The sequence below is a fragment of the Actinomycetospora flava genome, from assembly GCF_037400335.1.
GTDB classification, from domain to species: Bacteria; Actinomycetota; Actinomycetes; order Mycobacteriales; family Pseudonocardiaceae; genus Actinomycetospora; species Actinomycetospora flava.
In genome coordinates, this window is record NZ_JBBEGM010000001.1 from 421798 (window position 1) to 443988 (window position 22191).

General features: G+C 74.2%; 25 protein-coding genes. 15 read left to right on the forward strand and 10 right to left on the reverse strand.

Annotation, left to right across the window (positions count from 1 at the left end; all coding sequences use genetic code 11):
* Positions 1–4: 4 nt before the first annotated feature.
* The 8 genes from WCD58_RS02035 to WCD58_RS02070 all read left to right on the forward strand — a co-directional run bounded on the left by WCD58_RS02035 (position 5) and on the right by WCD58_RS02070 (position 6339).
* A complete protein-coding gene (locus tag WCD58_RS02035) occupies positions 5–946 on the forward strand; it encodes an acetaldehyde dehydrogenase (acetylating) (RefSeq protein WP_337698959.1) in 942 nt (313 codons plus the stop codon).
* Complete coding sequence (gene dmpG, locus WCD58_RS02040; protein WP_337698960.1) at positions 943–1977, forward strand: 4-hydroxy-2-oxovalerate aldolase; 1035 nt, start codon at positions 943–945, stop codon at positions 1975–1977. Before WCD58_RS02035 ends, dmpG begins: the two co-directional genes overlap by 4 nt.
* 4 nt (positions 1978–1981) lie before the next feature.
* Complete coding sequence (locus WCD58_RS02045) at positions 1982–2404, forward strand: tautomerase family protein (RefSeq protein ID WP_337698961.1); 423 nt, start codon at positions 1982–1984, stop codon at positions 2402–2404.
* 7 nt (positions 2405–2411) lie between these two features.
* Positions 2412–3401 (forward strand): AraC family transcriptional regulator, encoded by a 990-nt coding sequence (locus tag WCD58_RS02050; RefSeq protein ID WP_337698962.1) that lies wholly within the window; start codon positions 2412–2414, stop codon positions 3399–3401.
* 39 nt (positions 3402–3440) lie between these two features.
* The gene (locus tag WCD58_RS02055; RefSeq protein ID WP_337698963.1) at positions 3441–4676 is read left to right on the forward strand and encodes a cytochrome P450; all 1236 of its coding nucleotides are present in this window, start codon (positions 3441–3443) and stop codon (positions 4674–4676) included.
* A gap of 72 nt (positions 4677–4748) precedes the next feature.
* Positions 4749–5087: an ArsR/SmtB family transcription factor gene (locus WCD58_RS02060; protein ID WP_337698964.1), complete on the forward strand. Its 339-nt coding sequence runs from the start codon at positions 4749–4751 to the stop codon at positions 5085–5087.
* A complete protein-coding gene (locus tag WCD58_RS02065) occupies positions 5084–5599 on the forward strand; it encodes an SRPBCC domain-containing protein (protein ID WP_337698965.1) in 516 nt (171 codons plus the stop codon). The genes WCD58_RS02060 and WCD58_RS02065 overlap by 4 nt, the downstream gene beginning before the upstream one ends.
* Before the next feature lie 17 nt (positions 5600–5616).
* Positions 5617–6339, forward strand: a complete 723-nt coding sequence (locus WCD58_RS02070; RefSeq protein ID WP_337698966.1) for a pentapeptide repeat-containing protein — start codon at positions 5617–5619, stop codon at positions 6337–6339.
* Here the strand turns inward: WCD58_RS02070 and WCD58_RS02075 are convergent.
* On the reverse strand, positions 6336–7244 hold the full coding sequence (locus tag WCD58_RS02075; RefSeq protein ID WP_337698967.1) for a methionyl-tRNA formyltransferase: 909 nt from the start codon (positions 7242–7244) through the stop codon (positions 6336–6338). The two genes, WCD58_RS02070 and WCD58_RS02075, sit on opposite strands and share 4 nt — an antisense overlap.
* A gap of 61 nt (positions 7245–7305) precedes the next feature.
* Between WCD58_RS02075 and WCD58_RS02080 the strand changes: the two genes are divergently transcribed.
* On the forward strand, positions 7306–8136 hold the full coding sequence (locus WCD58_RS02080; RefSeq protein WP_337698968.1) for an alpha/beta hydrolase: 831 nt from the start codon (positions 7306–7308) through the stop codon (positions 8134–8136).
* Between the two features lie 12 nt (positions 8137–8148).
* On the opposite strand, the gene WCD58_RS02085 is transcribed toward WCD58_RS02080, so the two are convergent.
* A complete protein-coding gene (locus WCD58_RS02085; protein ID WP_337698969.1) occupies positions 8149–8904 on the reverse strand; it encodes an SDR family oxidoreductase in 756 nt (251 codons plus the stop codon).
* A gap of 145 nt (positions 8905–9049) precedes the next feature.
* On the opposite strand from WCD58_RS02085, the gene WCD58_RS02090 reads away from it, so the two are divergent.
* Together WCD58_RS02090 and WCD58_RS02095 are read left to right on the forward strand one after the other, a co-directional pair.
* A complete protein-coding gene (locus tag WCD58_RS02090; protein WP_337698970.1) occupies positions 9050–10828 on the forward strand; it encodes a PEP-utilizing enzyme in 1779 nt (592 codons plus the stop codon).
* 20 nt (positions 10829–10848) lie between these two features.
* Entirely contained in the window at positions 10849–11985 is a 1137-nt protein-coding gene (locus tag WCD58_RS02095) for a PEP/pyruvate-binding domain-containing protein (RefSeq protein WP_337698971.1), read from the forward strand.
* A 62-nt stretch (positions 11986–12047) separates the two neighbouring features.
* Here WCD58_RS02095 and WCD58_RS02100 read toward each other — a convergent pair whose 3' ends face one another.
* The 4 genes from WCD58_RS02100 to WCD58_RS02115 form a co-directional block, all read right to left on the reverse strand.
* Positions 12048–12875, reverse strand: a complete 828-nt coding sequence (locus tag WCD58_RS02100) for a hypothetical protein (protein WP_337698972.1) — start codon at positions 12873–12875, stop codon at positions 12048–12050.
* Between the two features lie 85 nt (positions 12876–12960).
* A complete protein-coding gene (locus tag WCD58_RS02105) occupies positions 12961–13725 on the reverse strand; it encodes an IclR family transcriptional regulator (RefSeq protein WP_337698973.1) in 765 nt (254 codons plus the stop codon).
* Positions 13726–13736: 11 nt separating this feature from the next.
* Entirely contained in the window at positions 13737–14354 is a 618-nt protein-coding gene (locus WCD58_RS02110) for a carboxymuconolactone decarboxylase family protein (RefSeq protein ID WP_337698974.1), read from the reverse strand.
* Positions 14351–15661 carry an MFS transporter gene (locus WCD58_RS02115; protein ID WP_373696172.1) on the reverse strand — a complete coding sequence of 437 codons (1311 nt, stop codon included), beginning with the start codon at positions 15659–15661 and terminating at the stop codon, positions 14351–14353. Before WCD58_RS02115 ends, WCD58_RS02110 begins: the two co-directional genes overlap by 4 nt.
* Before the next feature lie 72 nt (positions 15662–15733).
* On the opposite strand from WCD58_RS02115, the gene WCD58_RS02120 reads away from it, so the two are divergent.
* The 4 genes from WCD58_RS02120 to WCD58_RS02135 all read left to right on the forward strand — a co-directional run bounded on the left by WCD58_RS02120 (position 15734) and on the right by WCD58_RS02135 (position 19848).
* Positions 15734–16693: a GlxA family transcriptional regulator gene (locus WCD58_RS02120; protein ID WP_337698975.1), complete on the forward strand. Its 960-nt coding sequence runs from the start codon at positions 15734–15736 to the stop codon at positions 16691–16693.
* A gap of 93 nt (positions 16694–16786) precedes the next feature.
* A complete protein-coding gene (locus WCD58_RS02125; protein ID WP_337698976.1) occupies positions 16787–18136 on the forward strand; it encodes a Rieske 2Fe-2S domain-containing protein in 1350 nt (449 codons plus the stop codon).
* An 11-nt stretch (positions 18137–18147) separates the two neighbouring features.
* On the forward strand, positions 18148–18387 hold the full coding sequence (locus WCD58_RS02130) for a hypothetical protein (RefSeq protein ID WP_337698977.1): 240 nt from the start codon (positions 18148–18150) through the stop codon (positions 18385–18387).
* A 96-nt stretch (positions 18388–18483) separates the two neighbouring features.
* On the forward strand, positions 18484–19848 hold the full coding sequence (locus tag WCD58_RS02135) for an HNH endonuclease signature motif containing protein (RefSeq protein WP_337698978.1): 1365 nt from the start codon (positions 18484–18486) through the stop codon (positions 19846–19848).
* 34 nt (positions 19849–19882) lie between these two features.
* On the opposite strand, the gene WCD58_RS02140 is transcribed toward WCD58_RS02135, so the two are convergent.
* From WCD58_RS02140 to WCD58_RS02155, 4 genes are all read right to left on the reverse strand, one after another.
* On the reverse strand, positions 19883–20722 hold the full coding sequence (locus WCD58_RS02140) for a proprotein convertase P-domain-containing protein (RefSeq protein ID WP_337698979.1): 840 nt from the start codon (positions 20720–20722) through the stop codon (positions 19883–19885).
* Positions 20723–20814: 92 nt separating this feature from the next.
* Complete coding sequence (locus tag WCD58_RS02145) at positions 20815–21156, reverse strand: Rieske (2Fe-2S) protein (RefSeq protein ID WP_337698980.1); 342 nt, start codon at positions 21154–21156, stop codon at positions 20815–20817.
* Positions 21153–21356 carry a 2-hydroxymuconate tautomerase gene (gene thmT / locus WCD58_RS02150; protein ID WP_337698982.1) on the reverse strand — a complete coding sequence of 68 codons (204 nt, stop codon included), beginning with the start codon at positions 21354–21356 and terminating at the stop codon, positions 21153–21155. The genes WCD58_RS02145 and thmT overlap by 4 nt, the downstream gene beginning before the upstream one ends.
* A gap of 55 nt (positions 21357–21411) precedes the next feature.
* Entirely contained in the window at positions 21412–22191 is a 780-nt protein-coding gene (locus tag WCD58_RS02155) for a 2-keto-4-pentenoate hydratase (protein WP_337698984.1), read from the reverse strand.

Sequence of the window (22191 nt, forward strand, 5' to 3'; positions counted from 1 at the left end):
GGGCATGAGTGCGCCTGCGAAGGTCCCGGCCGCGATCGTCGGTCCGGGCAACATCGGCACCGACCTGCTGGCCAAGCTCGCGCGCAGCTCGCGCCTCGAGGTCACGGCGATGGTCGGCGTGGTCGAGTCCGAGGGGCTGGAGCGCGCCCGTGCGGCGGGCGTGGCCGCGTCGGCCGAGGGCGTCGACTGGCTGCTGCGCCAGGACCCGCTGCCCCGCATCGTCTTCGAGGCGACGTCGGCGAAGGCGCACGTCGCCAACGCGCCGCGCTACGCGGAGGCGGGCATCACGGCCGTCGACCTGACGCCCGCGCACCTGGGGCCGATGGTGTGCCCGGCGGTGAACATGGGCGAGCACCTCACGGCCCCGAACATCAACATGATCACCTGCGGCGGGCAGGCGACCATCCCGATCGTCGCCGCGGTCTCCCGGGTCGCGCCGGTGGCCTACGCGGAGATCGTGGCGTCGGCGGCGTCGCGCTCGGCGGGCCCGGGCACGCGCGCCAACATCGACGAGTTCACGCAGACCACGGCGGGCGCGGTCGAGGAGGTCGGCGGCGCCAAGCGCGGCAAGGCGATCATCATCCTCAACCCGGTCGAGCCGCCGATGATCATGCGGGACACGGTGTTCTGCTCGCTGCCCCCGGAGGTCGACACCGACGCGGTCGCGGCCTCGGTGCACGACATGGTCACGCGCGTCCAGCAGTACGTCCCGGGCTACACGCTGCGCGCCGAGCCCCAGTTCGACCCGCCCTCGGAGAAGTGGGGCGGGCGGGGCCGCGTGGCCGTGTTCCTCGAGGTCAAGGGCAACGGCGACTACCTGCCGGAGTACGCCGGCAACCTCGACATCATGACCGCCGCGGCCGCGCAGGTGGGCGAGCTGATCGCGACCGACCTCGGAGACGCAGCGGAGCGGAGCTCGACCATCGACGCGGAGGTGCCGGCATGAGCCGACCCGAGATTCGCCACGACGTCCGGCTCACCGACACCACCCTGCGCGACGGCAGCCACGCGCAGGCGCACCAGTTCACGGAGGAGCAGGTCCGCGACACCGTCCGCGCGCTCGACCGCGCCGGCGTCGAGGTCATCGAGGTCACCCACGGCGACGGTCTCGGCGGCTCGAGCTTCAACTACGGCTTCTCGCACACCGACGAGCTGCAGCTCATCGCCGCGGCCCGCGAGGAGGCGAGGCAGGCGAAGATCGCGGTGCTGCTGGTGCCCGGGATCGGCACGGTCGACGACCTGCGCCGGGCCCGCGACGCCGGCGCCGACGTCGTGCGCGTCGCCACCCACTGCACCGAGGCCGACGTCTCGCCGCAGCACTTCGGGGTGGCCCGCGACCTGGGCATGGAGACGGTCGGCTTCCTCATGATGGCCCACCGCACGTCGCCCGAGGACCTCGCGAAGCAGGCCCGGATCATGGTCGACGCCGGGTGCCAGTGCCCCTACGTCACCGACTCCGCGGGCGCGCTGCTGATGAACGACGCGCGGGCGCGGTTCGAGGCGCTGCTCGCCGAGGTCGGCGACGAGGCGTGGGTCGGCTACCACGGCCACCAGAACCTCTCGCTCGGCGTCGCGAACTCCGTGATCGCCGCGGAGCTGGGCGTCAAGGAGATCGACGGGTCGCTGTGCGCGCTCGGCGCGGGGTCGGGCAACTCGCCCACCGAGGTGCTCGCCGCGGTGTTCGACCGGATGGGCATCGCGACCGGCGTCGACGTTACCGCGCTGCTCGACGCCGCCGAGGACGTCGTGCGCCCCTACCTGCACCGGTGGCCGAAGATGGACCGCAACGCCATCACCCAGGGCTGGGCGGGCGTCTACTCCAGCTTCCTGCTGCACGCCGAGCACGCGGGCGAGCGCTACAAGGTCCCGGTGCCCGACATCCTGCGCCGCTGCGGCGAGCTGGGGCTCGTCGGCGGCCAGGAGGACATGATCATCGACATCGCGCTGGAGCTGGCGCGCGAGCGCGAGCAGGGGTGACGACGTGCCCGTGCTCGAGCTCCACCTCGTCGAGGGCGACCACTCCCCCGCCGAGCACGCCCGGCTGCTCGACCGCCTCAGCGTGCGCTACGCCGAGGTGCTGGAGTCGCCGATCGAGCGGGTCCGCGCCTACCTGACGCTGCACGCGCCGGAGCACTGGGCGGTCGGCGGGTCGACGCGGGTGGAGCCCGCGCCGTACTTCACCGCGATCGTGCTCGAGGGCCGGCCGGTCGAACAGCGCCACCGCCTGCTCGCGGAGTTCACCGACCTCGTCGTCGAGCTCCTCGGGGTGGAGCGGTCGCGGGTGCGCGGGCGCATCATCCAGGTGCCGCCGGACGACTGGGCGATCGGCGGCGTCCCGGCGTCCGGCGCGCGCCGGGCGGAGATCGCGGCGCGGGCGGCCGCCACAAGGTCCCCGGCTGGGTAGCCCCCCAGTGCAGGTCACGACCTCGGACCCGGATCGTGCTCGGGCGGAGTGCGCGGACGTCTACTTCCCGCACCGCCTGACGATGCTCCACGACCCGGGCGAGTTCTCGATGTCGCTCTCGGCCGTGGACCTCGGGGCGGTGGCGGCCGGGGTGCTGTCCTACGGCGGCGAGGTCGTGATCGAGACCGGCGAGCTGGCCACCGGCTACGAGGTGAACATCGCCCTCGACGGCGTCCTGCGCACGCGCAGCGGGCGCGCCGACGTGTGCTCCACGGCGACGACGGCCGCGGTCTACCGGCCCGACGGCACCGCCCGGCTCCACGGCTGGGCCCAGGGCGGGCGGCTGTTCGGGCTGAAGATCGAGCGCGGGGCCCTGGAGGACCAGCTGGCCTCCCTGCTCGACCGGCCGGTGCGCGGGGCCGTCGCGCTGGCGCCGACGATCGACCTCGAGACCGACGACGGGCGCCGGTGGTGGTCGCTGGTGCGCACGCTCGCCGACCTCGCGGCCGACCCGCGCGGGCTCGCCGCCGACCCGCGGGTGATGGGCCCGTTGATCGAGGCGGTGGTCGCGGGCCTGCTGCACACGGCGGACCACCCCTATCGCGACGCCCTCGCCACGCCCGCCACGGCGGTGGGGCCGCGGTCGGTGCGCCGCGCGGTGGCCGCCGTCGTCGAGCGCCCCGAGCACCCGTGGACGGTCGCCTCGCTCGCCGCGATCGCCGGGGTCAGCGCCCGCGGCCTGCGCGACGGCATGGTCCGCCACCACGGCGTCTCCCCCATGGCGCTCGTCCGGGACGTGCGCCTGCGCCGCGCCCGCGACGACCTCGCCGCCGGCCGCGGCAGCGTCGCCGAGGTGGCCACGCGCTGGGGTTTCACCCACCTCGGCCGCTTCGCCCGGTCCTACCGTGACGCCTTCGGCGAGCCGCCGTCGCGCACTGCCGGAACCGGCGCACGGGCTACCGCGCGCGGATCGACGGGTGAGCCACGCCACACCTAGCGTCGGTGGCCCACCACCGTCCCCGGGAGGCACGACGCCGTGACCACCACCGACGAGAGCAGCCCCGCGCTCGAGTTCAACCCGATGGTCAGCCCGCACCGGGAGGACCCGCACCTGTTCTACCGCGAGGCCCGCGCCCACTCGCCGATGATCAATCCGGTCCTGGGCGCGTACATGGTGACGAAGTACGACGACCTCGTCACCGTCATCGACGACCCGGCGACGTACTCCTCGGCGGTCGCCGTCCCGAAGATCTACTGGAATCCGCCCGAGGTCACCGAGGTCCTGCGGGCCGGCCACGTCCCGGAGACCAACGCCGTCGTCAACGAGGACGAGCCCGCCCACCACCCCATCCGGCGCGTGTTCGATGCCGGCTTCACCGGGGCCCGGGTGCGCGCGATGCTGCCGACGATGCGGGCGACCGCGGAGTCGCTGATCGACGGCTTCACCGACGGCCGCGCCGACCTGGTGGGCGGCTATGCGGTCCCGTTCGTGCAGTCGGTGATCAACGCGATCATCGGCTTCCCGGCCGACGACGGCGAGCGGATCCAGCAGTGGACCGACGACGTCAACATGCTGTGGAACCTGCTCGCACCCCTCGAGGACCGCATCGCCTCGGCCCGCCGGATGGCCGACTACACCGTCTACCTGCAGGCCCTCATCGACGACCGGCGCGCGCACCGCCGCGAGGACCTGATCTCCGACCTGGTGCACGGGGCGAACGGCTTCCCCGGCCTCGACGACGACTACGTCATCAACGTCGTGCGCGGGGCCGCCCGGGTCGCCGGCTTCGACACCACCCGGGACGCGATCACCGCGACGATGCTGGCGATCCTGCAGAACCCGGACGTCCACGCCCGCGTGCAGGCCGACCCGGCCAAGGCCATCCCGAAAGTCACCGAGGAGGTCCTGCGCCGCGACGCCCCGCACCGCGGCCTGTTCCGCATCACGACCCGCGACACGAGCCTCGGCGGCACCGACCTGCCCGCGGGCACGATGGTGCTGCTGCTCTTCGGCTCGGGCAACCGCGACGAGACCACGTTCCCCGACCCCGACGTCGTCGACATCGACCGCGCCAACGTCCGCGACCACCTCGCCTTCGGCCGCGGCCTGCACGTCTGCCCCGGGGCGCCGATGGCCCGCGCCGAGATCCGCGTGGCCCTCGAGACGCTGGTGCGGCGCCTGCCCGGGATGCGCCTGGCCGACGGCTACGAGCCGACCTACATCGCGAGCTACTTCTTCCGCGGCCTGGAGACCCTCGACGTGACGTGGTGAGCGCGGCGCGCAGGCGACCGCGCCCACTCCATGCCTTGCGCGGCATATTCCTCGTGCGGCATGCTCGGCGCCGTGACCACCACAGCGGACGCCGGGACGTGGACCGCCCTCGCCGACCCGCACCGGCGCGCCATGCTCGGCCTGCTGCGCGAGCGACCGCGAGCCGTCGGGGAGCTCGTCGACCTGCTCGCGCTCAGCCAGCCCAGCACGTCGAAGCACCTGCGGGTGCTCCGCGAGGCGGGCCTGGTGCGCGCCCGGCCGGAGGCCCAGCGCCGGGTCTACGAGGTCGACCCGGCGCCGCTCGTCGCCCTCGACGCCTGGCTCGCGCCCTACCGGCGGCTGTGGTCCGACAGCCTCGACGCCCTCGGACGGCGCCTCGAGGAGACCGATCCGCGGAAGGACACCCCGTGAGCCCCACCGGCAGCTACCTCGAGATCGACGGACGCCCCGCGCTCCGCTTCGTCCGCGAGTACGACCACCCCGCGGACCGCGTCTTCGCCATGCTCACCGACCCCGACGAGCTGGCGCACTGGTTCCCGGCGCGCGTCGCCCCGGCCGCCGGGTGGACGAGGGGCGCCCCGATCACCTTCACCTTCGAGGCCGACGGCGACGGCGGGGGCGGCGAGGTCCTCGCCCACGAGCCGCCGCACCGCGTCGGGTTCTCGTGGGGCGGCGAGCAGCTCTGGTTCGAGGTGGAGACGCTGCGCGACGGCCGCACCCGGTTGACGTTCACGCACCTCATGGACGAGCGCGACGGTGCCTCGCGCAACGCCGCCGGCTGGGACCTCTGCCTCGACGCCCTCGACGGGGCGCTCGCCGGCACCCCCGGCGGCGCACCGGGGGGCCGCACCCCGGCGTGGGAGGAGCTGTACGAGGCCTATGTCGCCGCCGGCGTCCCCTCGGGAGCCCCGATCCCCGGGTGAGGGCAGACTCGCCGCCCGTGAGCACCGACCCCCTCGCCGCGCTGGAGCAGGGCCACGAGGTCACCGACGTCGACTTCACGCGCGCCGACCCCGAGGCGGTCCGCGAGGCGCTGAGCGACGGCGGGCAGTGGGTGCTCCGGCGCTGCGACCTCAGCGAGCTCGACCTGTCCGGCGTCGACCTGGCCACGGCCACTCTGGAGCGCTGCACGCTGACGAGGACGCGGCTGCGCGGGGCGGTCCTCGACGGCGCGACCGTCGAGGGCGGCTCGCTGGCCGAGGCGGACCTGGGCGACGCCGACCTCACCGACGCGGTCCTCTCCGGCGTCGACCTCTCCCGCGCCCGCCTCGTCGGCGCCCGGCTCACCGACACGGAGTTCCGCGACTGCCGCATGATCGGCGCCGACCTGACCGGGATGCGCAGCCTCGCGGTGACGTTCTCGGTGGACGGGTGCTCGCTCGCCCTCGCGCGGCTCGCCGACGCCGCCCTGCGCGGCTGGCGCCTCGCGCGCGTCGACCTCTCCGACGCCGACCTCTCGGGCGCCGACCTGCGCGACGCCGTGCTCACCGACTGCGCGCTGCGCGGCACCGATCTCACCCACGCCCGCCTCGAGGGCGCGGACCTGCGCGGCGCCGACCTCGGCGAGATCACCCCGGAGACGCCGGCGCTGCTGCGCGGGGCGATCGTCTCCGCCGAGCAGGCCGCCGACGTCTGCCGGGCGCTCGGCCTGCAGGTGGTCTAGGCGAGCCGGTCCCCGGCGCGCAGCACCGCGGCCGGGTCGCAGCCACGCCCGGACGCCACGAGACGGCGCGGGCGGACCCACTCGTCGGCGGTCGCGACCACCGGGCCCTCGTCGTCGACCTCCACCTCGCCGGCGGACCGGCCGGGGCACGGCTGCCCGGTGGTCGCGAGGCGCACGACGCCGAGCTCGGTGCCGTCGCGGTCGGTCGTCGGGATGCCCCAGGGCGACGGGTAGGGCCCGTAGTCGCAGGCCCGGACGAAGTCGACGACCTCGCGGGCGGGCTTCGACCAGGGCACGCGGCCCTCGTACGGCACCGTGCGGCCGAAGTAGCGCCGGGTGGCGAGGTCCTGCGGATGCTGCGGCACGACACCGGCGTCGAGGTGCGCGAGCAGGCGGTCGACGAGCTCCTGGCCGCGCCCGACGCACTTCACCGAGACGGTGAGCGCGGTGTCCTCCGGCGTGATCGGGAAGCGGACCTGCTCGACGACGTCGCCGGTGTCGATCCCGGCCTCCATCCGGTGCAACGTGACGCCGTGCTCGGCGTGACCTCGCGCGATCGCCCAACTGGGGGCGTTGAGTCCCGCACACTCGGGCAGGGGTCCGGGGTGGAGGTTGAACGCCCCGACGCGGGGTGCCGCGAGGACCTCGGGACGGACGAGGTGGAGCGAGTGGACGTTGAGCAGCACGTCGATCCCCGCGTCGCGCAGCACGTCGGCGAGTCCGGGGTCGCGGACGCGCTCCGCGGGCAGCGTCAGCACGCCCCGCTCGGCCGCCGCGGCGGCGACGCTGCGGGGCTCGTCCGCGCGGCTCGCGGTGAGGACCATGCGCAGACGGTGACCACTGCCCGCGACCCGCTGCAGCGCGCGGGCCCCCGCGGCCTCCTCGGCGACCAGTGCGATCTCCACGAGCACCACCTCCCCAGTCGGGGACAATCCCTACCATTTCGGACGTAGAGGACGAACAGGCATGGTCGTGACGCGGCTCGTCGCCACGGGCGTCGCCGTGCTGCTCGTCGCCGCGCTCGTCCTCGTGGGCGGCCTGTGGCTGTTCCAGCGCGAGCTCGTCTACGTGCCGTCGGACGGGCCTGTCGAGCCGGCGGCGACCGCGCTCGCGGAGGCGCAGGACGTCACGCTCACGACCGCCGACGGCCTGGCGCTCGGCGCGTGGTTCGTCCCCGCGCGCGGGGAGCGGCGCGAGGTGACGGTGCTGGTCGCGAACGGCAACGCCGGCGACCGCTCCGCGCGCTCACCGCTGGCGGCGGCCCTCGCGGAGCAGGGGCTCGACGTCCTGCTGTTCGACTACCGCGGCTTCGGCGGCAACCCCGGCAGCCCGAGCGAGGAGGGGCTCGCGACCGACGCCCGCGCGGCCCGCGACCACCTCGTCCGCGAGCGCGGCGTCGACCCCCGGCGGTTGCTCTACCTGGGCGAGAGCATGGGGTCGGCGGTGGTCGCCCGGCTCGCGGCGGAGACCTCAGGGGCGCCGGTCGCGGGCATGGTGCTGCGCTCGCCGTTCGTCGATCTGCCCTCGATCGGCGAGCTCGTCTACCCGTTCCTGCCGGTCCGGGCGCTGCTGGCTGACGAGTACCCGGTCGCCGAGACGGTCGCCCGGGCCCGGGTGCCGACCACCGTCGTGCTCGGCGAGGCCGACCGCACGATCCCGCCCGCCCAGAGCCGCGCGGTGGCCGCCGCGGCCGGCGGGGACGTCGTGGCCGTGCCGGGTGCCGACCACAACGACGCCGTCCTCGCGCACGGCCCGGCGGTGATCGGCGCGGTGGTGGCGCAGGCGGAACGAATCTAGGACGGCCGGGCTCTAGATCCCCCGGCGCGCGCCCATGTCCAGGGCCAGGGTGGAGCCGGTCAGCGCCGACGCCTCGGGGTCGAGCAGCGTCGCGACCGCCCAGCCGACCTGCTCCGGGGTGACCATCGCCCCCAGGGGCGACTCGGCTCGGCGCTCGGCGAGGACGTCCTCCACGTCGACGCCGCGCGCCGCGGCCTGCGAGGCCGAGAGCCGGCGCAGCCGGTCGGTGTCGGCGGGCCCCGGGGCGACGAGGTGCGCGGTGATCCCCCGCGCGCCGTAGGCGTCGGCGAGCTGGCGCACGAGGTTGGCCAGCGCCGCGTTGGTGACCCCCGCGCCCGGGACGTGCGGCGACGGCTCGGCGCCGTAGTGCCCGCCGAGCGCGACGATCCGCGAGCCGTCGGTCAGCCACGGGTCGGCGGCGCGCACCAGGCGTAGCAGCCCGCCGACCTTGAGCGCGACCGCCGCCCCGAGCGCCGCGGGCTCGACGGCGTCGAGGCCCCCGAGCGCGGGCAGCCCGGCGGCCTGCACGACCATCCGCACCGGCAGGTCCCGGGTGCGCAGCGCCTCGGCGATCACCGCGCCCGCGCCGTCGTCGCCGATGTCCGCCGCGCACGCCCCGACGCCCTCGTCGTCGGCCGACAGCGCCGCGAGCGCCTCGCCCGAGCGGGCCACGGCGAGCACGGGCAGCCCGCGCGAGCGCAGCCGGCGCACGATCGCCCCGCCCAGGGCCCCGGTGGCGCCGACGACGACGGCGAGCGGCTCGGTCATGCCCCGGCACCCTAGGGACACCCGGGCGGGCCACCCACGCCCCCGTTCGGCGGCGGGCAACGTTCGCGGTGGAGGAACGTGTTGCTTGCATCACAGCGCCGTCGGGATGAACGGTGACCCCGCGCTCATCGACGAGGAGGATCAGATGGCCAACGTGGTGCCGGTGGACGAGTTCGCCACGGGCGAGTGGTACCCGGGGTTCAAGCCGGAGCACTTCGAGTCGCCGTACATCGTCGACGCCGCCGGCCCGTTCCGGCCCGGGGACGAGCAGGGCTTCTGGTTCCTGGACTTCCACTGGTCGCGCGGCCTGACCCCGCTCGCGGCGACCCTGTGGAGCTCCGACGGCTACTGCTGGGGCACCCAGCACGCCGCCGAGGCGCTGCCGCTCCCGCCCGGCCGCGGCATCACCGCACGCTTCGCCGGCACCCACCTCTACGGCTGCGCCCTGCCCGAGACCGACCCCCGCGAGATCGGCGCCCGGGCCAACCGCATCGCGACGAACCTCCCCCACTTCCTGCAGAACTACCGCTCGATCTGGGAGGCCGGCCGCGACGAGCTGGAGTCGACCTGGCAGTACTTCCGCGGCGTCGACTTCGCCGGGGTCCCGGACCTCACCGAGCTGCTGACCCAGGGCCGGCGCTACCACAAGCGCTCGATGGAGATCCACTTCGGCGTCATGTACCCGATGCTGGCGAACTTCCTCGGGTTCTACGGCGCCTGCGCCGACATGGGGATCAACCCCAGCGAGATCGGCAAGTTCCTCCAGGGCGAGGACACCAAGATCATGGAGACCGACCGCGAGCTCTACAAGCTCGCCCTGCGGGCCCGCCAGGGCGGGCTCGAGGCGGTCTTCGAGGAGAACGAGCCGCACCAGCTGCGCGAGGCGCTGGGCCGGCACGGCGGCGCCGCGTCGATCTGGCTGACCGAGTTCGACGACTTCCTGCAGGTCTACGGCTGGCGTGCCGAGGCCACCTGCGACGTCGGCGTCCCGAGCTGGATCGAGGACAACACGATCCCGCTCGGCCTGGTCAAGACGTTCCTCAAGCGCGACGACGCCCACGACTTCGAGGCCGCCGCCCGCAACGCGGTCGCCGAGCGCGACGAGGCGATCGACAACGCACGCTCGGGCCTGACGCGCGAGGAGCAGGCGGTCTTCGACGCCGGCCTGCAGTCCAACCAGGCGGCCAACTTCCCCTGGTGGCAGGACGACCACAACTACTACATCGACCTCAAGGTCATGCTCCCGCTGCGGTGGGGGTGCCAGGAGCTGGCGCGGCGCGAGAACGCCGACGACAGGGACGACATGCTCTACCTGTTCTGGCCGGAGCTCCTGGACGTCGCCAGCGGGCGGCGCCCGTACGCGGGCGAGCTCAAGAGCCTCGTCGGCGAGCGCCGCCAGTACTTCGACCACTGGTTCGCCAAGCGCAGCGAGATGCCCAAGGTGCTCGGCACGATCCCCGAGGCCGTCGAGGACCCGGTGCTCATCGAGATCTTCGGGCTCAACCCCGGCGCGATCAAGGCCGTGCAGAACCCGGACGCCGCGAAGCAGACGGTGATGTCGGGCGTAGCGGCCGCCAAGGGCACCGCGCGCGGCATCGCCCGCGTGCTGCAGTCGTCCGACGAGCTGCATCGCCTCGAGCCCGGCTCGATCCTCGTCTGCGAGTCGACGTCGCCGAACTGGACGCCGGCGTTCGGCAAGATCGCTGGCGCCGTCTGCGACGGGGGCGGCATGCTGTCCCACGCGGCGATCGTCGGTCGTGAGTACGGCGTCCCGACGGTCACCGCGGTCGGCGTCGCGACGCTGTCGATCACCGACGGCGACGAGATCGAGGTCGACGGCACCACCGGCACCGTCACCATCCTCACGAAGGCCACCACCACCCCGGACACCGCCGCCGAGACGCCCGCGGGGGTCGCCGGGTGACCGCCGCTGCGGAGGTACGCATGACCGTGCCCGACCCCGTCGAGCCGACCCCCACCGTCACACCCGTCACGGGGCACAGCTGCGACGCCGTCGTCTGGATCGACGAGGTCGACCCGCAGCGGGCCATCGCGGCCGGCGGCTCGAAGATGGGGCGGCTCGCCGAGCTCCTGCGCTCGGGTGTGGAGGTGCCGCAGGGCTTCGCGGTCACCGTCGACGCCTACTCCGGGCACTGCCGCGAGTCGGGCCTCGACGAGCGCATCGACGCGGTGATCGGGCGACTCGGTGCGTCGCCGAGCGAGGCCGAGATCGAGGCGGCGTCGGCGGAGATCCGGGCGATGTTCACGGCGACGCCCGTCGGCGAGCACCTCACGGCCCGGCTCACCGAGGCCTACGAGGAGCTCTGCCTGCGCGCCGTCGACGTCAACGTGCCGGTCGCGGTGCGCTCGTCGGCCACCGGCGAGGACGCCGCCGACGCCTCGTTCGCGGGCATCTTCGACACCTACCTCGGGGTGTCGGGGATCGAGCGGGTCCTCGACGCCGTCCGCAACTGCTGGGGCTCGCTGTTCACCGCCCGCGCGCTCGCCTACCGGCTGCGCAAGGGCATCAGCCACCACGCGATGCCGATCGCCGTCGGCGTCATCGAGCTGATCCACGCCCGCGCGTCGGGCGTGGCGTTCTCGGTCCACCCGGTCACCGGGAAGTCCGACCGGATCGTCGTCGAGACCAGCTGGGGCTGGGGCGAGGCGATCGTGCAGGGCCTCGTCGACCCCGACCACGTCGAGATCGGCAAGGCCGACGGCCGGGTGCTGAAGTACGACGTCGCGCACAAGCGGGTCGTGTCGGCGTTCGACTTCGCGGTCGGCGCGGTCACCGAGATCGAGATGCCGGCCAAGCTCGCCGACCGGCAGGTGCTCGACGAGGAGCAGATCGGCGCGATCGCGTCGGCCGTCCGCTCCATCGAGGAGCACTACGGCCACCCGGTGGACGTGGAGTGGGTGATCAGCCGCCACCGCCGCGCGGGCGACCCGGTCTGCATCGTGCAGACCCGCCCCGTGACGGTGACCGCGGCGCCGGAGGAGGCCGCGCCGACGGCCTACGACCCGGTGGCGCTGGCCCAGAAGTACCTGTTCTCCGGCAAGCCGATCCCGGGACGGTGACGGCTTCGCCAGGTGAGTGATCCGGGTCGCCAGGGCGACCCGGATCACTCACCTGCGCAGCATCAGCCGTCGGGTCCGTCGGCCGCTTTGCCGTCGTTCTCGGTCTCGCCCTCGGTCCCCTCGTCGTCGGCCTCGGTGGGCGCGGCGGTGTCGGAGGCGGCACCGGGATCGGAGGCCTCCGGCGCCCGGGGCGCCGGGATCGCCGGCGCGGCCGCACTGTCGTCCGCCAGCCGCTGGTAGACGCGCCCGAGGTCGATCAGGCCGGACACCTGGGCGACCGGGTCCCCGTGACGGTCCAGGAAGCGGACCGCTTCGGTCAGGCTCACTGCCGCGTCCTGGACCCGGCCCAGGAGCACCTGCATCCGCGCCGCCGCCCGCAGGACGCCCCCGCAGGTGCCGGGGCGCGCCTGCTCGTCGATCAGCGTCAGCGCCCACTCGAACGTCTCCAGGGCCTGCCGGTAGGCGCCGACCGCACCCTGGTCACCCAACTGTTCGTAGAGCAGGCCCAGGCGGTACACCCGGTCCGCCCGCCGTGACCGGCTCAGATCCATCCCCGGGCGGCTCAGCAGCTCGGCGGCCTCGTCGGCCACGACGTGGGCCTCCTCGATCTCCCCCGCGCGGAGGAGACACTTCGCCAGGGAGGTCAGGGTGATCTGCAGGTCTTCCGGGGCCGCGCCGGTGCGCTTCGCCGCCGCCGAGCGACGGTAGAGGTCCGCCGCCTCCAGGACCCGTCCGCTCGACTCGTGGACCTGGGCGATGTCGTGCAGCAGGACGCCGTATGTCACCGGGCGCTCGTCGGCGTCCGTCAGGGCGAGCGCCCGCTCGAACGCGGCCAGGGCCTGGTCGAGATAGAACTCGGGCGAGGCGACATCCTGCGATTCGGTGGTCACGGGCGCTCCAGGGGGTTCCGGCTCCCGCTCAGGATAGGGCGGATCACCCCGAAAGTGTGAGCTGTGCCACCGTCCGAGCGGTCCGCTACGTCAGCGCGAGCCGCCGGCTGATCACGTCGGCGGTGTCGGTGACGAGCGTCGTGTAGCGGCGCATGGTGGCCGCGGCCGCGCGCGTGACGGGGACGGCCACGCTCACCGCCGCGACCGACTCGCCCGCGCCGTCGCGGATCAGCGCCCCGACCGACACGACGCCCAGCCGGCTCTCCTCGCGGTTGTCGGCCCAGCCCCGCTCGGCGATCTCGGCCAGGCGCCGGCGCAGCGTCACCGGGTCGGTGATCGAGTGCGGGGTGGGCCGCTCCGGGGACCAGGTCGCGAGGCGGGCCTCGAGCTCGTCGGGCGGCAGGGCGGCCAGCAGGACCTTGCCCGTGCTCGTCGTCGTCGCCGGCAGGCGCGTCCCGACCCGGGCGAAGATCCGGACGGTGTGCGGGCTCTCCAGTCGCTCGACGTACACCGAGTCCATCCCGTCGAGCACCGCGAGCTGCACGGTCTCCCCCGTGGCGTGGCGCAGGCCGGCCATGGCGGGCATCGCCGCCTCGTGCAGCCCGACGTGCGGGGCGACGCTCGCCCCGAGCTCGTGGACCGCCAGGCCCAGCCGGTAGGTGCCGCCGGGCCCGCGCTCGAGGAGGCGCTCGTCGGCGAGCGTGGCGAGCAGCCGGTGCACCGTGCTCGTGCCGAGCCCGAGGCGGCGGGCGAGCTCGGCGACCCCCAGCTCGCGGTCGGTGACCGAGAACTCCTTGAGCAGCCGCGCCGCGTTGCGCACCGAGCTCAACTGCCAGCTCGGGCGCTCCACGAGGGCAGAACCTAGTCCGGGATCGGCGGCGCCGGGATCTCGAAGGCGTTGAGCAGCGCCGAGGTCGCGAGGTACATCCCGACCAGGTGCACCATGTCGAGGACACCGTCGCGCCCGAAGGTCTCCTCGGCGGTCGCGTAGGTCTCCGGCGTGACGCGGTGGGTGCGCACGAGCTCGTCGGTGAACCGGTGGGCGGCGAGCTCGTCGGGCGCGAAACCCTCGGTCGAGCCCCCGCGCAGGCCCGCGACCACCGTCTCGGACAGCCCGACCGACCGGGCCACGGCGACGTGGGCGTAGATCTCGTAGTCGGCCTGCCAGGCGATGCCGACGGTGAGGATGACGACCTCCCGGATCGGCGCCGAGAGCGACGATCCGCGCTGGTCGGCGACCACCCAGCGGTTGAACGCCCGCGCCGGCTCGGGGCGCAGGACGAACGGGTTGAAGGGGCCGATCAGCCCACCCTGGTCGTCGGTGGGCGCGAAGCCGGAGCGCTCCGCCCAGGCCCCGGCGTTCTCGAGCAGCTTCTCGCGGGCGGCGCGCTGGTCGTCGTCGAGGTCGAGCGACTCGTTGCGCGGGAGGCGCCCGCCCCAGTCGCGGTCGTCGGCGCCGGGGTGCTCGGTGATCGTCACCCGCCGGAGGCTAGCCCCGCCGGGGTGCGCGCGGCGCGACGGATCGCGACCGAGAGTCCCGCGGCCACCAGGCACAGCGCGCCCGCCGACCACCAGGCACCGTCGTACGCGCCGGTGAGGTCCCGGATCAGCCCGGCGCCCACGGCCGCGATGGCCGACCCCACCTGGTGCGCCGCGAAGACCCAACCGAAGACGATCGGCGCGCGCGAGCCGAAGTGCTCGCGGCACAGGGCGACGGTCGGCGGCACCGTCGCGACCCAGTCGAGCCCGTAGAAGATGATGAACGCCCACAGCGGCGGCGCCGCGGTCGGCGCGAGCAGGAACGGCAGCACCATGAGGGACGCGCCGCGCAGCACGTAGTAGACGGCGAGCAGCTTGCGCGGGTCGACGCGGTCGGTGAGGTAGCCCGAGGCGATCGTGCCCGCGACGTCGAACACGCCGACCACCGCGAGCAGCCCCGCGGCGGTCGTCGCGGGCATGCCGTGGTCGTGCGCGGCGGGCACGAAGTGGGTGTTGAGCAGCCCCACGGTGGTCGCGCCGCAGATCGCGAACCCGCCCGCGAGCAGCCAGAACGTGCTGGTGCGCGCGGCGTCGAGCAGCACGGTGACGGTGCGCCGCGCCGCGCCGGTGGTGACGACCTCCTCGGGCTCGGCCTCGCCGGTCGCGGCCCCGTGCGCGACGGTGCCGACGTCGGAGGGCCGGTCGCGCAGCAGGAGCAGCACCAGCGGCACGACGACGAGCGCCCCCGCCGCGACCACCAGCGAGGCGAACCGCCAGCCCACCGACCCCGCGAGCGAGGCCATCAGCGGCAGGAACACCAGCCCGCCGGCCGCCTGGGCCGCGGTGAGGACGCCGGACACGAGCCCGCGGCGCGCGACGAACCAGCGCCCGACCACCGTCGCGACGAACGCCAGCGCCATCGACCCGGTGCCGACCCCGACGAGCACGCCCCAGAGCAGGACCAGCTGCCAGGCCGCGGTCATGAACACCGTGAGGCCGCTGCCCGCCGCGACGAGCAGCAGGGCGATCGAGACGACGCGCCGCATCCCGAAGCGTTCCATCAGCGCGGCGGCGAACGGCGACATGACCCCGTAGAGCAGCAGGTTCAGCGACACGGCCGAGGAGATCGTCGCCGTCGACCAGCCGAACTCCGCGTGCAGCGGCTCGACGAACACGCCGGGCGCGGACCGGAAGCCCGACGCGCCGAGCAGCGTCACGAACGCGGTCGCCGCCACCGCCCACGGCCAGGCGGAGGAGCGGAGACGGGGCTCGCTCGGGGTCGGGGCGTCGGGCCGCGTCTCGGTCACGAGAGGACAGCGTGGACGACCGCCCGGCGCGGAACCAGTGGCCGGAACGCCATGTCGTGCAAGAATCCGGCCATGGCTCACGTGGTGGCCGTCCTCGCCCTCCCCGAGGTCGTCGGCTTCGACCTGCAGATCCCGCCGCAGGTCTTCGGCACCGCCGAGGGGCCCGACGGTCCGCTCTACGACGTGCGCGTCTGCGGCCTGACCGACCGCGTCCCGTCGACCGCCGGGTTCTCCCTGCTGCTCGACCACGGGCCCGAGGCGCTCGCGGCGGCGGACACCGTGATCGTGCCCGGGACCCACTACGTGCCCGCGCGCCGCGACGGCGTCCTGCCCGACGACCTGCTCGCCGCGCTCGACACCGTCCCCGCCCACGCCCGCTGGCTCTCGATCTGCACGGGCGCGTTCGTCCTCGCCGCGGCCGGGCGCCTCGACGGGCGGCGGGTCGCCACCCACTGGGCCCGGGCCGCCGAGCTGCGCGCCCTGCACCCCCACCTCGAGGTCGACGAGTCGGTCCTGTTCGTCGACGACGGCGACGTCGCGACCTCGGCGGGCCTCGCCGCCGGCCTCGACCTCTGCCTGCACGTGCTGCGCGGCGACCACGGGGCGGAGGTCGCCAACGCCGTCGCGCGCCACCTCGTCGTCGCCCCGTGGCGCGACGGCGGGCAGGCCCAGTTCATCGACCACCCGCTGCCCCCGGCCGGCGCCGGTGCGACGGGCGCGGTGCGGGCGTGGGCGGTCGAGCACCTCGACGAGGACATCGACGTCGCGGCCCTCGCGGCGCGCGCCTCGATGAGCGTCCGCACCTTCGCCCGCCGGTTCCGCGCCGAGACCGGGACGTCGCCGCACGCGTGGCTGGTGGCCCAGCGGGTCGCCCGCGCGCGGCGGCTGCTCGAGGGCAGCGACCTGCCCGTCGACCGCGTCGCCACCGCCGCTGGACTGGGGACGGCGGCGTCGCTGCGGGCCCATCTCGCCGACGAGGTGGGCCTATCGCCGCTCGCCTACCGGCGCCGCTTCCGGCGCGAGGGCGCCTGAGCGCCTGCGTCCCGCGGAGAGGGACGCGGCTCTTCTCCGTCGTCCGGCGGCTGCTTAGCGTCGTGGTCACCGCCACACCCCGGGAGGACGCACGTGCTGACCGCCGAGCAGAACGAGGAACTCACCGCCGTCGAGGCCGGCACGCCGATGGGCGAGGTGCTGCGCCGCTACTGGTACCCCGTCGCGTTCGCCCGGGAGCTCACGGAGTTCCCGGTCAAGCGCGTGGAGCTGCTCGGCGAGTTCTTCGCGCTGTGGCGCTCGCCGTCCGGGAAGTACGGGATCATCCCCGAGCCCTGCCCGCACCGGAAGGCGTCCATGGCCTACGGCGTCGTCGAGGGCGACGGGCTGCGCTGCCCGTACCACGGCTGGAAGTTCGACACCGACGGTGCGTGCACCGACCAGCCCGCGGAGAAGGCGAACACCAACTTCCAGGAGCGTGTGCGCGCCACGGCCGGCAAGGTCGAGGAGCTCGGCGGGCTCGTGTGGGCCTACATCGGGCCGGACCCGGCGCCGCTGCTGCCGCGCTTCGACGTCTACGTGATGGACGGCTACCGCGACATCGGCTGGGCGGACATCCCCTGCAACTACGTGCAGGTCATGGAGAACGCCGTCGACCCGCACCACGTCGAGCACCTGCACGGGCGCTACTTCGAGTTCATCGGCCGCCACGAGGGCTTCGAGGCCCCGGCGTCGTTCGGCAAGAAGCACCAGCGCATCGGCTTCGACGCCTTCGAGTGGGGCATCATCAAGCGCCGCGTGCTGTCCGGGGCGAGCGAGGACAACGACGACTGGAAGGTCGGGCACCCGCTCGTCTTCCCGTACAACATGCGCGTCGGGGGCGGCGGCATCCACCAGATGCAGATCCGCGTGCCGATCAACCGCACGACCACGCGGTTCATGCTCTACACGGTGCACGCGCCCGAGGGCTACGAGCCGGTCGAGCAGGCGTCCGTGCCGGACTACGAGATCCCGGTGTTCGACGACCGCGGCAACCACGTCGTCAACTACGTCGAGGGCCAGGACATCATGGCCTGGGTGACGCAGGGGCCGATCACCGACCGCACCACCGAGCACCTCGGGCGCTCGGACATCGGGGTCTCGCTGCTGCGCAAGATGTTCCGCCAGGCGATGCAGGCCGTCGCGAAGGGCGAGGACCCCCTGGGCACCATCCGCGAGCCGCACGAGCGCATCGACCTGCCCTGCGAGAAGGACAAGTTCCACGCGGGCGGCGCCGAGTTCGCGATCGACTTCTGCAACATGGGGTCGACGCGCTACTCCCCCGCGCTCGAGCCGATCAAGCAGGTCCACCTCGCGGCGGCGGCGCGGGTCGAGGCGGACAAGGAGGCCGGGCGCCCGTCGTTCACCCCGGCCGGCGGCATCGGCACGGCGACCCTCGCCCCCGACACTTCCGCGCAGGTGGACTCAGGGACGATCCCGCGGTGAGACTCTCTGCTGTGACGACTCCCGACGGCTCGCCCGGCGCGAAGATCGACCGGCGGTTCGCCGCGGACGTCGAGGCCCACCGCCGCGACGCGCCCCGCTTCTGCCCGGCGTGCGCCCGCGACCTGGGGCTCGCGAACGAGTTCTGGGAGGGCGACGCGCGGCGCTTCTACTGCTGGTGCGCCACCTGCGGCTGGACCGGCGAGGTCACGACCACCGGCGACACGGCGATCGGCCACGAGCCGGAGCACTGACCATGGTGTTCGGGCAGGCTCCGGGATCGGGATTGCGGCTCCCTTCGAACCCGACGCCGGTGTCGCCGATGACGCCGACCTGGTATTCTCGAACACATGAGCGAACGGGTGCTCGGGCCGGTGGAACGGGACGCGCTCGAGCGCGCCCGCCTCGGTGAGATCGCCCGCCGCCGTAAGGGCTACCGCCGTCTCGAGCAGGTCGCCGAGCTCGACCGCGGCCAGGTCGCCGAACTGTCCGGGGACCGCTCCACCTCCCGCCTGCTCGAGGCCCTGTGGCGCATCCCCGCCGCCGAGGCGAAACGCCTCGTCGGCGAGGCGCGAGACCTGTGCCCCCGCAGCTCGCTGCCCGGTGAGCCGCTACCCCCGCGGTTGCCGGCCACCGCGACCGTGGCGGCGGCGGGGGAGGTCGGGCCGGCGCACATCGCGATCATCCGCACCACCATGCGCCGCCTCGACCGCGTCGACGACCTGCCCGTCGACGACTGGACCGCCGCGGAACGCACCCTGGCGGACGAGGCGACCCGGCTGGGTCCGAAAGGGCTGCAGGCGGTCGCGGACCGGGTGCTGGCCCACCTCGACCCCGACGGCGAAGAACCCCCCGAGGAGGACGCCGGGCGCGACGACGAACTGTGGTTCGTCCGCCGCCGCAACGGGATGCTGCTGTTCCGGGGGCGGATGTCCGACCCGGTCGACGCCGAAGCGTTCGTCGAGACCATCGACACCCTCGCGACCCCCTGCGGGCCCGACGATCACCGCGAACTCAAGCTGCGGCGCATCGAAGGACTCAAAGACCTCGTCAACGACGCCGCCGGCCCGCACGGCATCGCCACCGACACCCAGTCCGACACCAACGTCGAGACTGAGGACAGCACGACCGGCGACACGGTCGCGGATGCGCTGATCCCCGCGCCCCGCCGCCCGGAGCCGTCCGGACGGGCACCGGCGCGGGCCCAGCGACCCGGGCGGGCACTGCTGACGATCACCCTCGACCAGCGGTGGCTCACCGACACCCTCACCACCCGCGCCCGCCACCGTGGCTACGGGCTGCTCGACTCCGGCGCCCCGGTCCACCCCGCCACCCTGCGGCGCTGGGCCTGCGACGCCGACATCGTCCCCATTGTCCTCGGCGCGAAATCAGAACCCCTCGACGTCGGACGGCTCCAACGCACCGTCACCGACGCCATCCGCCGCGCCCTCAACCTGCGAGACGGCGGCTGCGCCTTCCCCGACTGCGCCCGCCGCCCCCGCCGCTGCCACGCCCACCACATCCGCCACTGGCGCGACCACGGCCCCACCCAGATCGACAACCTCGTGCTGCTGTGCAGCTACCACCACCAACTGCTCCACCACGGCCACTGGACCGTCACCATCCGAGACGGCCGACCCTGGTTCACCCCACCCCACTGGATCGACCCCCACCGACAACCCCGCCTCGGCGGACGACCCCGCGTCCCGACCTGAGCGTCGCGGCGGGTGCTCCGTCCGGACGGCACCGTCAGCGCTCGACCTTGATCTTCCAGCTGTCGAGCGTGCCGCGGTCGATCGCGACCCCGTCGGCCACCGAGAGCGTCCACGGGCCGGCGACCGGCTGCCCGACGAGCGGGGCGAGCGGGCCGCCCTGGTTGCTGTCGAGCGTCAGGGCCAGGCCCGGGCGGTTGCGGTCGCACTGGTCGAGGTCGGAGAGCACGGCCGTCGCGCCCTGCGGCGAGCGCAGGGTGACGACGAGGTCGCAGACGTACGGGTGGCTGATGGTGACGTCGACCTGGAGCGCCGAGACCGTGCCCGATCCGTCGAGCGTGATCGTGTCGGTGATGCCCGCCGGGTTGGCGTCGGGGATCGGCACCGAGCGCACGGACTCGCCCTCCACCGTGCTGCTGCCAAAGGTGACGAGCAGGACGACGACCGCGACCACCGCGACGATCAGCGCGGCGCCGCCGCCGAGGAGCCAGGGCAGCGCCTTGTTCTTCTTCGGCGGCGGCTGCTGCTGCTGCTGCCAGCCGTAGCCGCCGTACGGGCCGTAGCCCGGCTGCCCGTAGGGCTGCTGCTGCCCGTACGGCTGCCCGTAGCCCTGCTGCGGGTATCCGGGCTGGCCGTAGGGCTGCCCGTACCCCGGCTGGCCGTACGGCTGCTGACCGTAGGGCTGTTGGCCGTACGGCTGCTGCCCGTATCCCTGCTGGGACGGGTCGCCGGTCTGTCCCCCGTAGTACGGCTGGGGTCCGGACGACTGCTGCCCGTAGGGGTCGGCGGTGGGCCCGTACTGCGTGGGCCGGGAACCGAACGACTCCGGGCGATCAGGGTCTCCGGAGCCGGAACCGCCGCCGAAAGGGGAGGACACGCGCGGCAACATACCTCCCGGGCGGGGGCGTCCGGTCTCCCCTCGCGAGATCGTCGCGGGCCCGTGCGGAGGACCGGGACGAACCGGGCGGACTACTCACGCGCGTGGGCCCGCAGGCGCTCCGACCACGACAGTTCCCGGGGCGGATCGCCGACGTCGGCGTAGGTGACACCGTCGATCACCCGCACCGGGTGCACCCCGAGGACGTGCTGCGGGGAGGTCGCGCACTCGCCGGTGTCGAGGTCGAAGCGGTACCAGTGCCAGGGGCACACGATCGTGTTCCCCTCCCGCACCCAGCCCTGCTCGAGCGGGCCCCGGTTGTGCGGGCACGCGGCGTCGACGACGCGCAGGCCGTCGGGCACCGCGAGCACGACGAAGCGCCGGCCGTCGTCGCTCGTGACGACACCCGGCGCCTCGACGCGTATCAGGCTCACCGCTGACCGGACGCCCGCAGCGCGGCCAGCGACTCCCCGCCCACGAACCAGTGCTCCGGTTCGCACTCGGTGACGACGACGCGCACGTTGCCGGGGGGCGCGCCGACCGCCCTGGTGACGGCGGCGGTGACCTCCTCGCCCAGCGCGGCGAGCTGCTCGGGGGTGCGGCCCCGGGCGAGGGTGATCTGCACGAGCGGCATGACAGGGCCTCCCATCGTTGTGAGCACTTTCCGGGCCTGGAGGCCCGGAAAGTGCTCACGTACAGGCGAGCTCGACCGTCCCGAGGCGGTCGACGGTCACGGTGACGACGTCGCCGGGGGCGACGGGGGTGGCGGCGGTGAGGCCGCCGGAGAGGACCACCTCGCCGGCCGCGAGGCCCTCGCCCGTGGCGGCGAGGCGGCGCACCAGCCAGGCGACCGCGGCGGCGGGGTGCCCGAGCGACGCGGCGCCCGAGGCCGTCGCCATCAGCTCGCCGTTCTTCTCCAGCAGCACGCCGACCAGCCGGACGTCGACGCCGGCGGCGGGCACCGGGGTGCCGACGACGAAGCGGGCGGCCGAGGTGTTGTCGGCGACGACGTCGGCCATGGTGAAGCGGTAGTCGCGGAACCGGGAGTCGAGGATCTCGATGCCGACGGCGAGCCCCGACGTCGCGGACAGCACGTCGGCGGCCGTCACGTGCGGGCCCGCGAGGTCGCGCCCGAGGACGAACACGATCTCCGGCTCGGCGCGCGGCTGGATCAGCTCGCCGGTGCGCAGCGGCTCCCCGAGATCGAGGGCGCCGGTGCCCGGCAGGAACCCGAACACCGGGTCCGAGACCCCGACCTGTGCCTGCTTCGCCCGCGAGGTCACCCCGAGCTTCCAGCCCACCCGCGGGCCCGCCCGCTCGCGCAGCACGCGCTGGACGGCGTAGCCGGTCTCGAGGTCGAGAGCCGGATTGGGGTCGGAGAAAGCGACGTCGTCGGTGAGCGGCTCGATCGCGGTGCGCTCGGTGACGGCCTTGGTCAGCCGGTCGGCCAGCTCCTGGAGGTCGGCCAT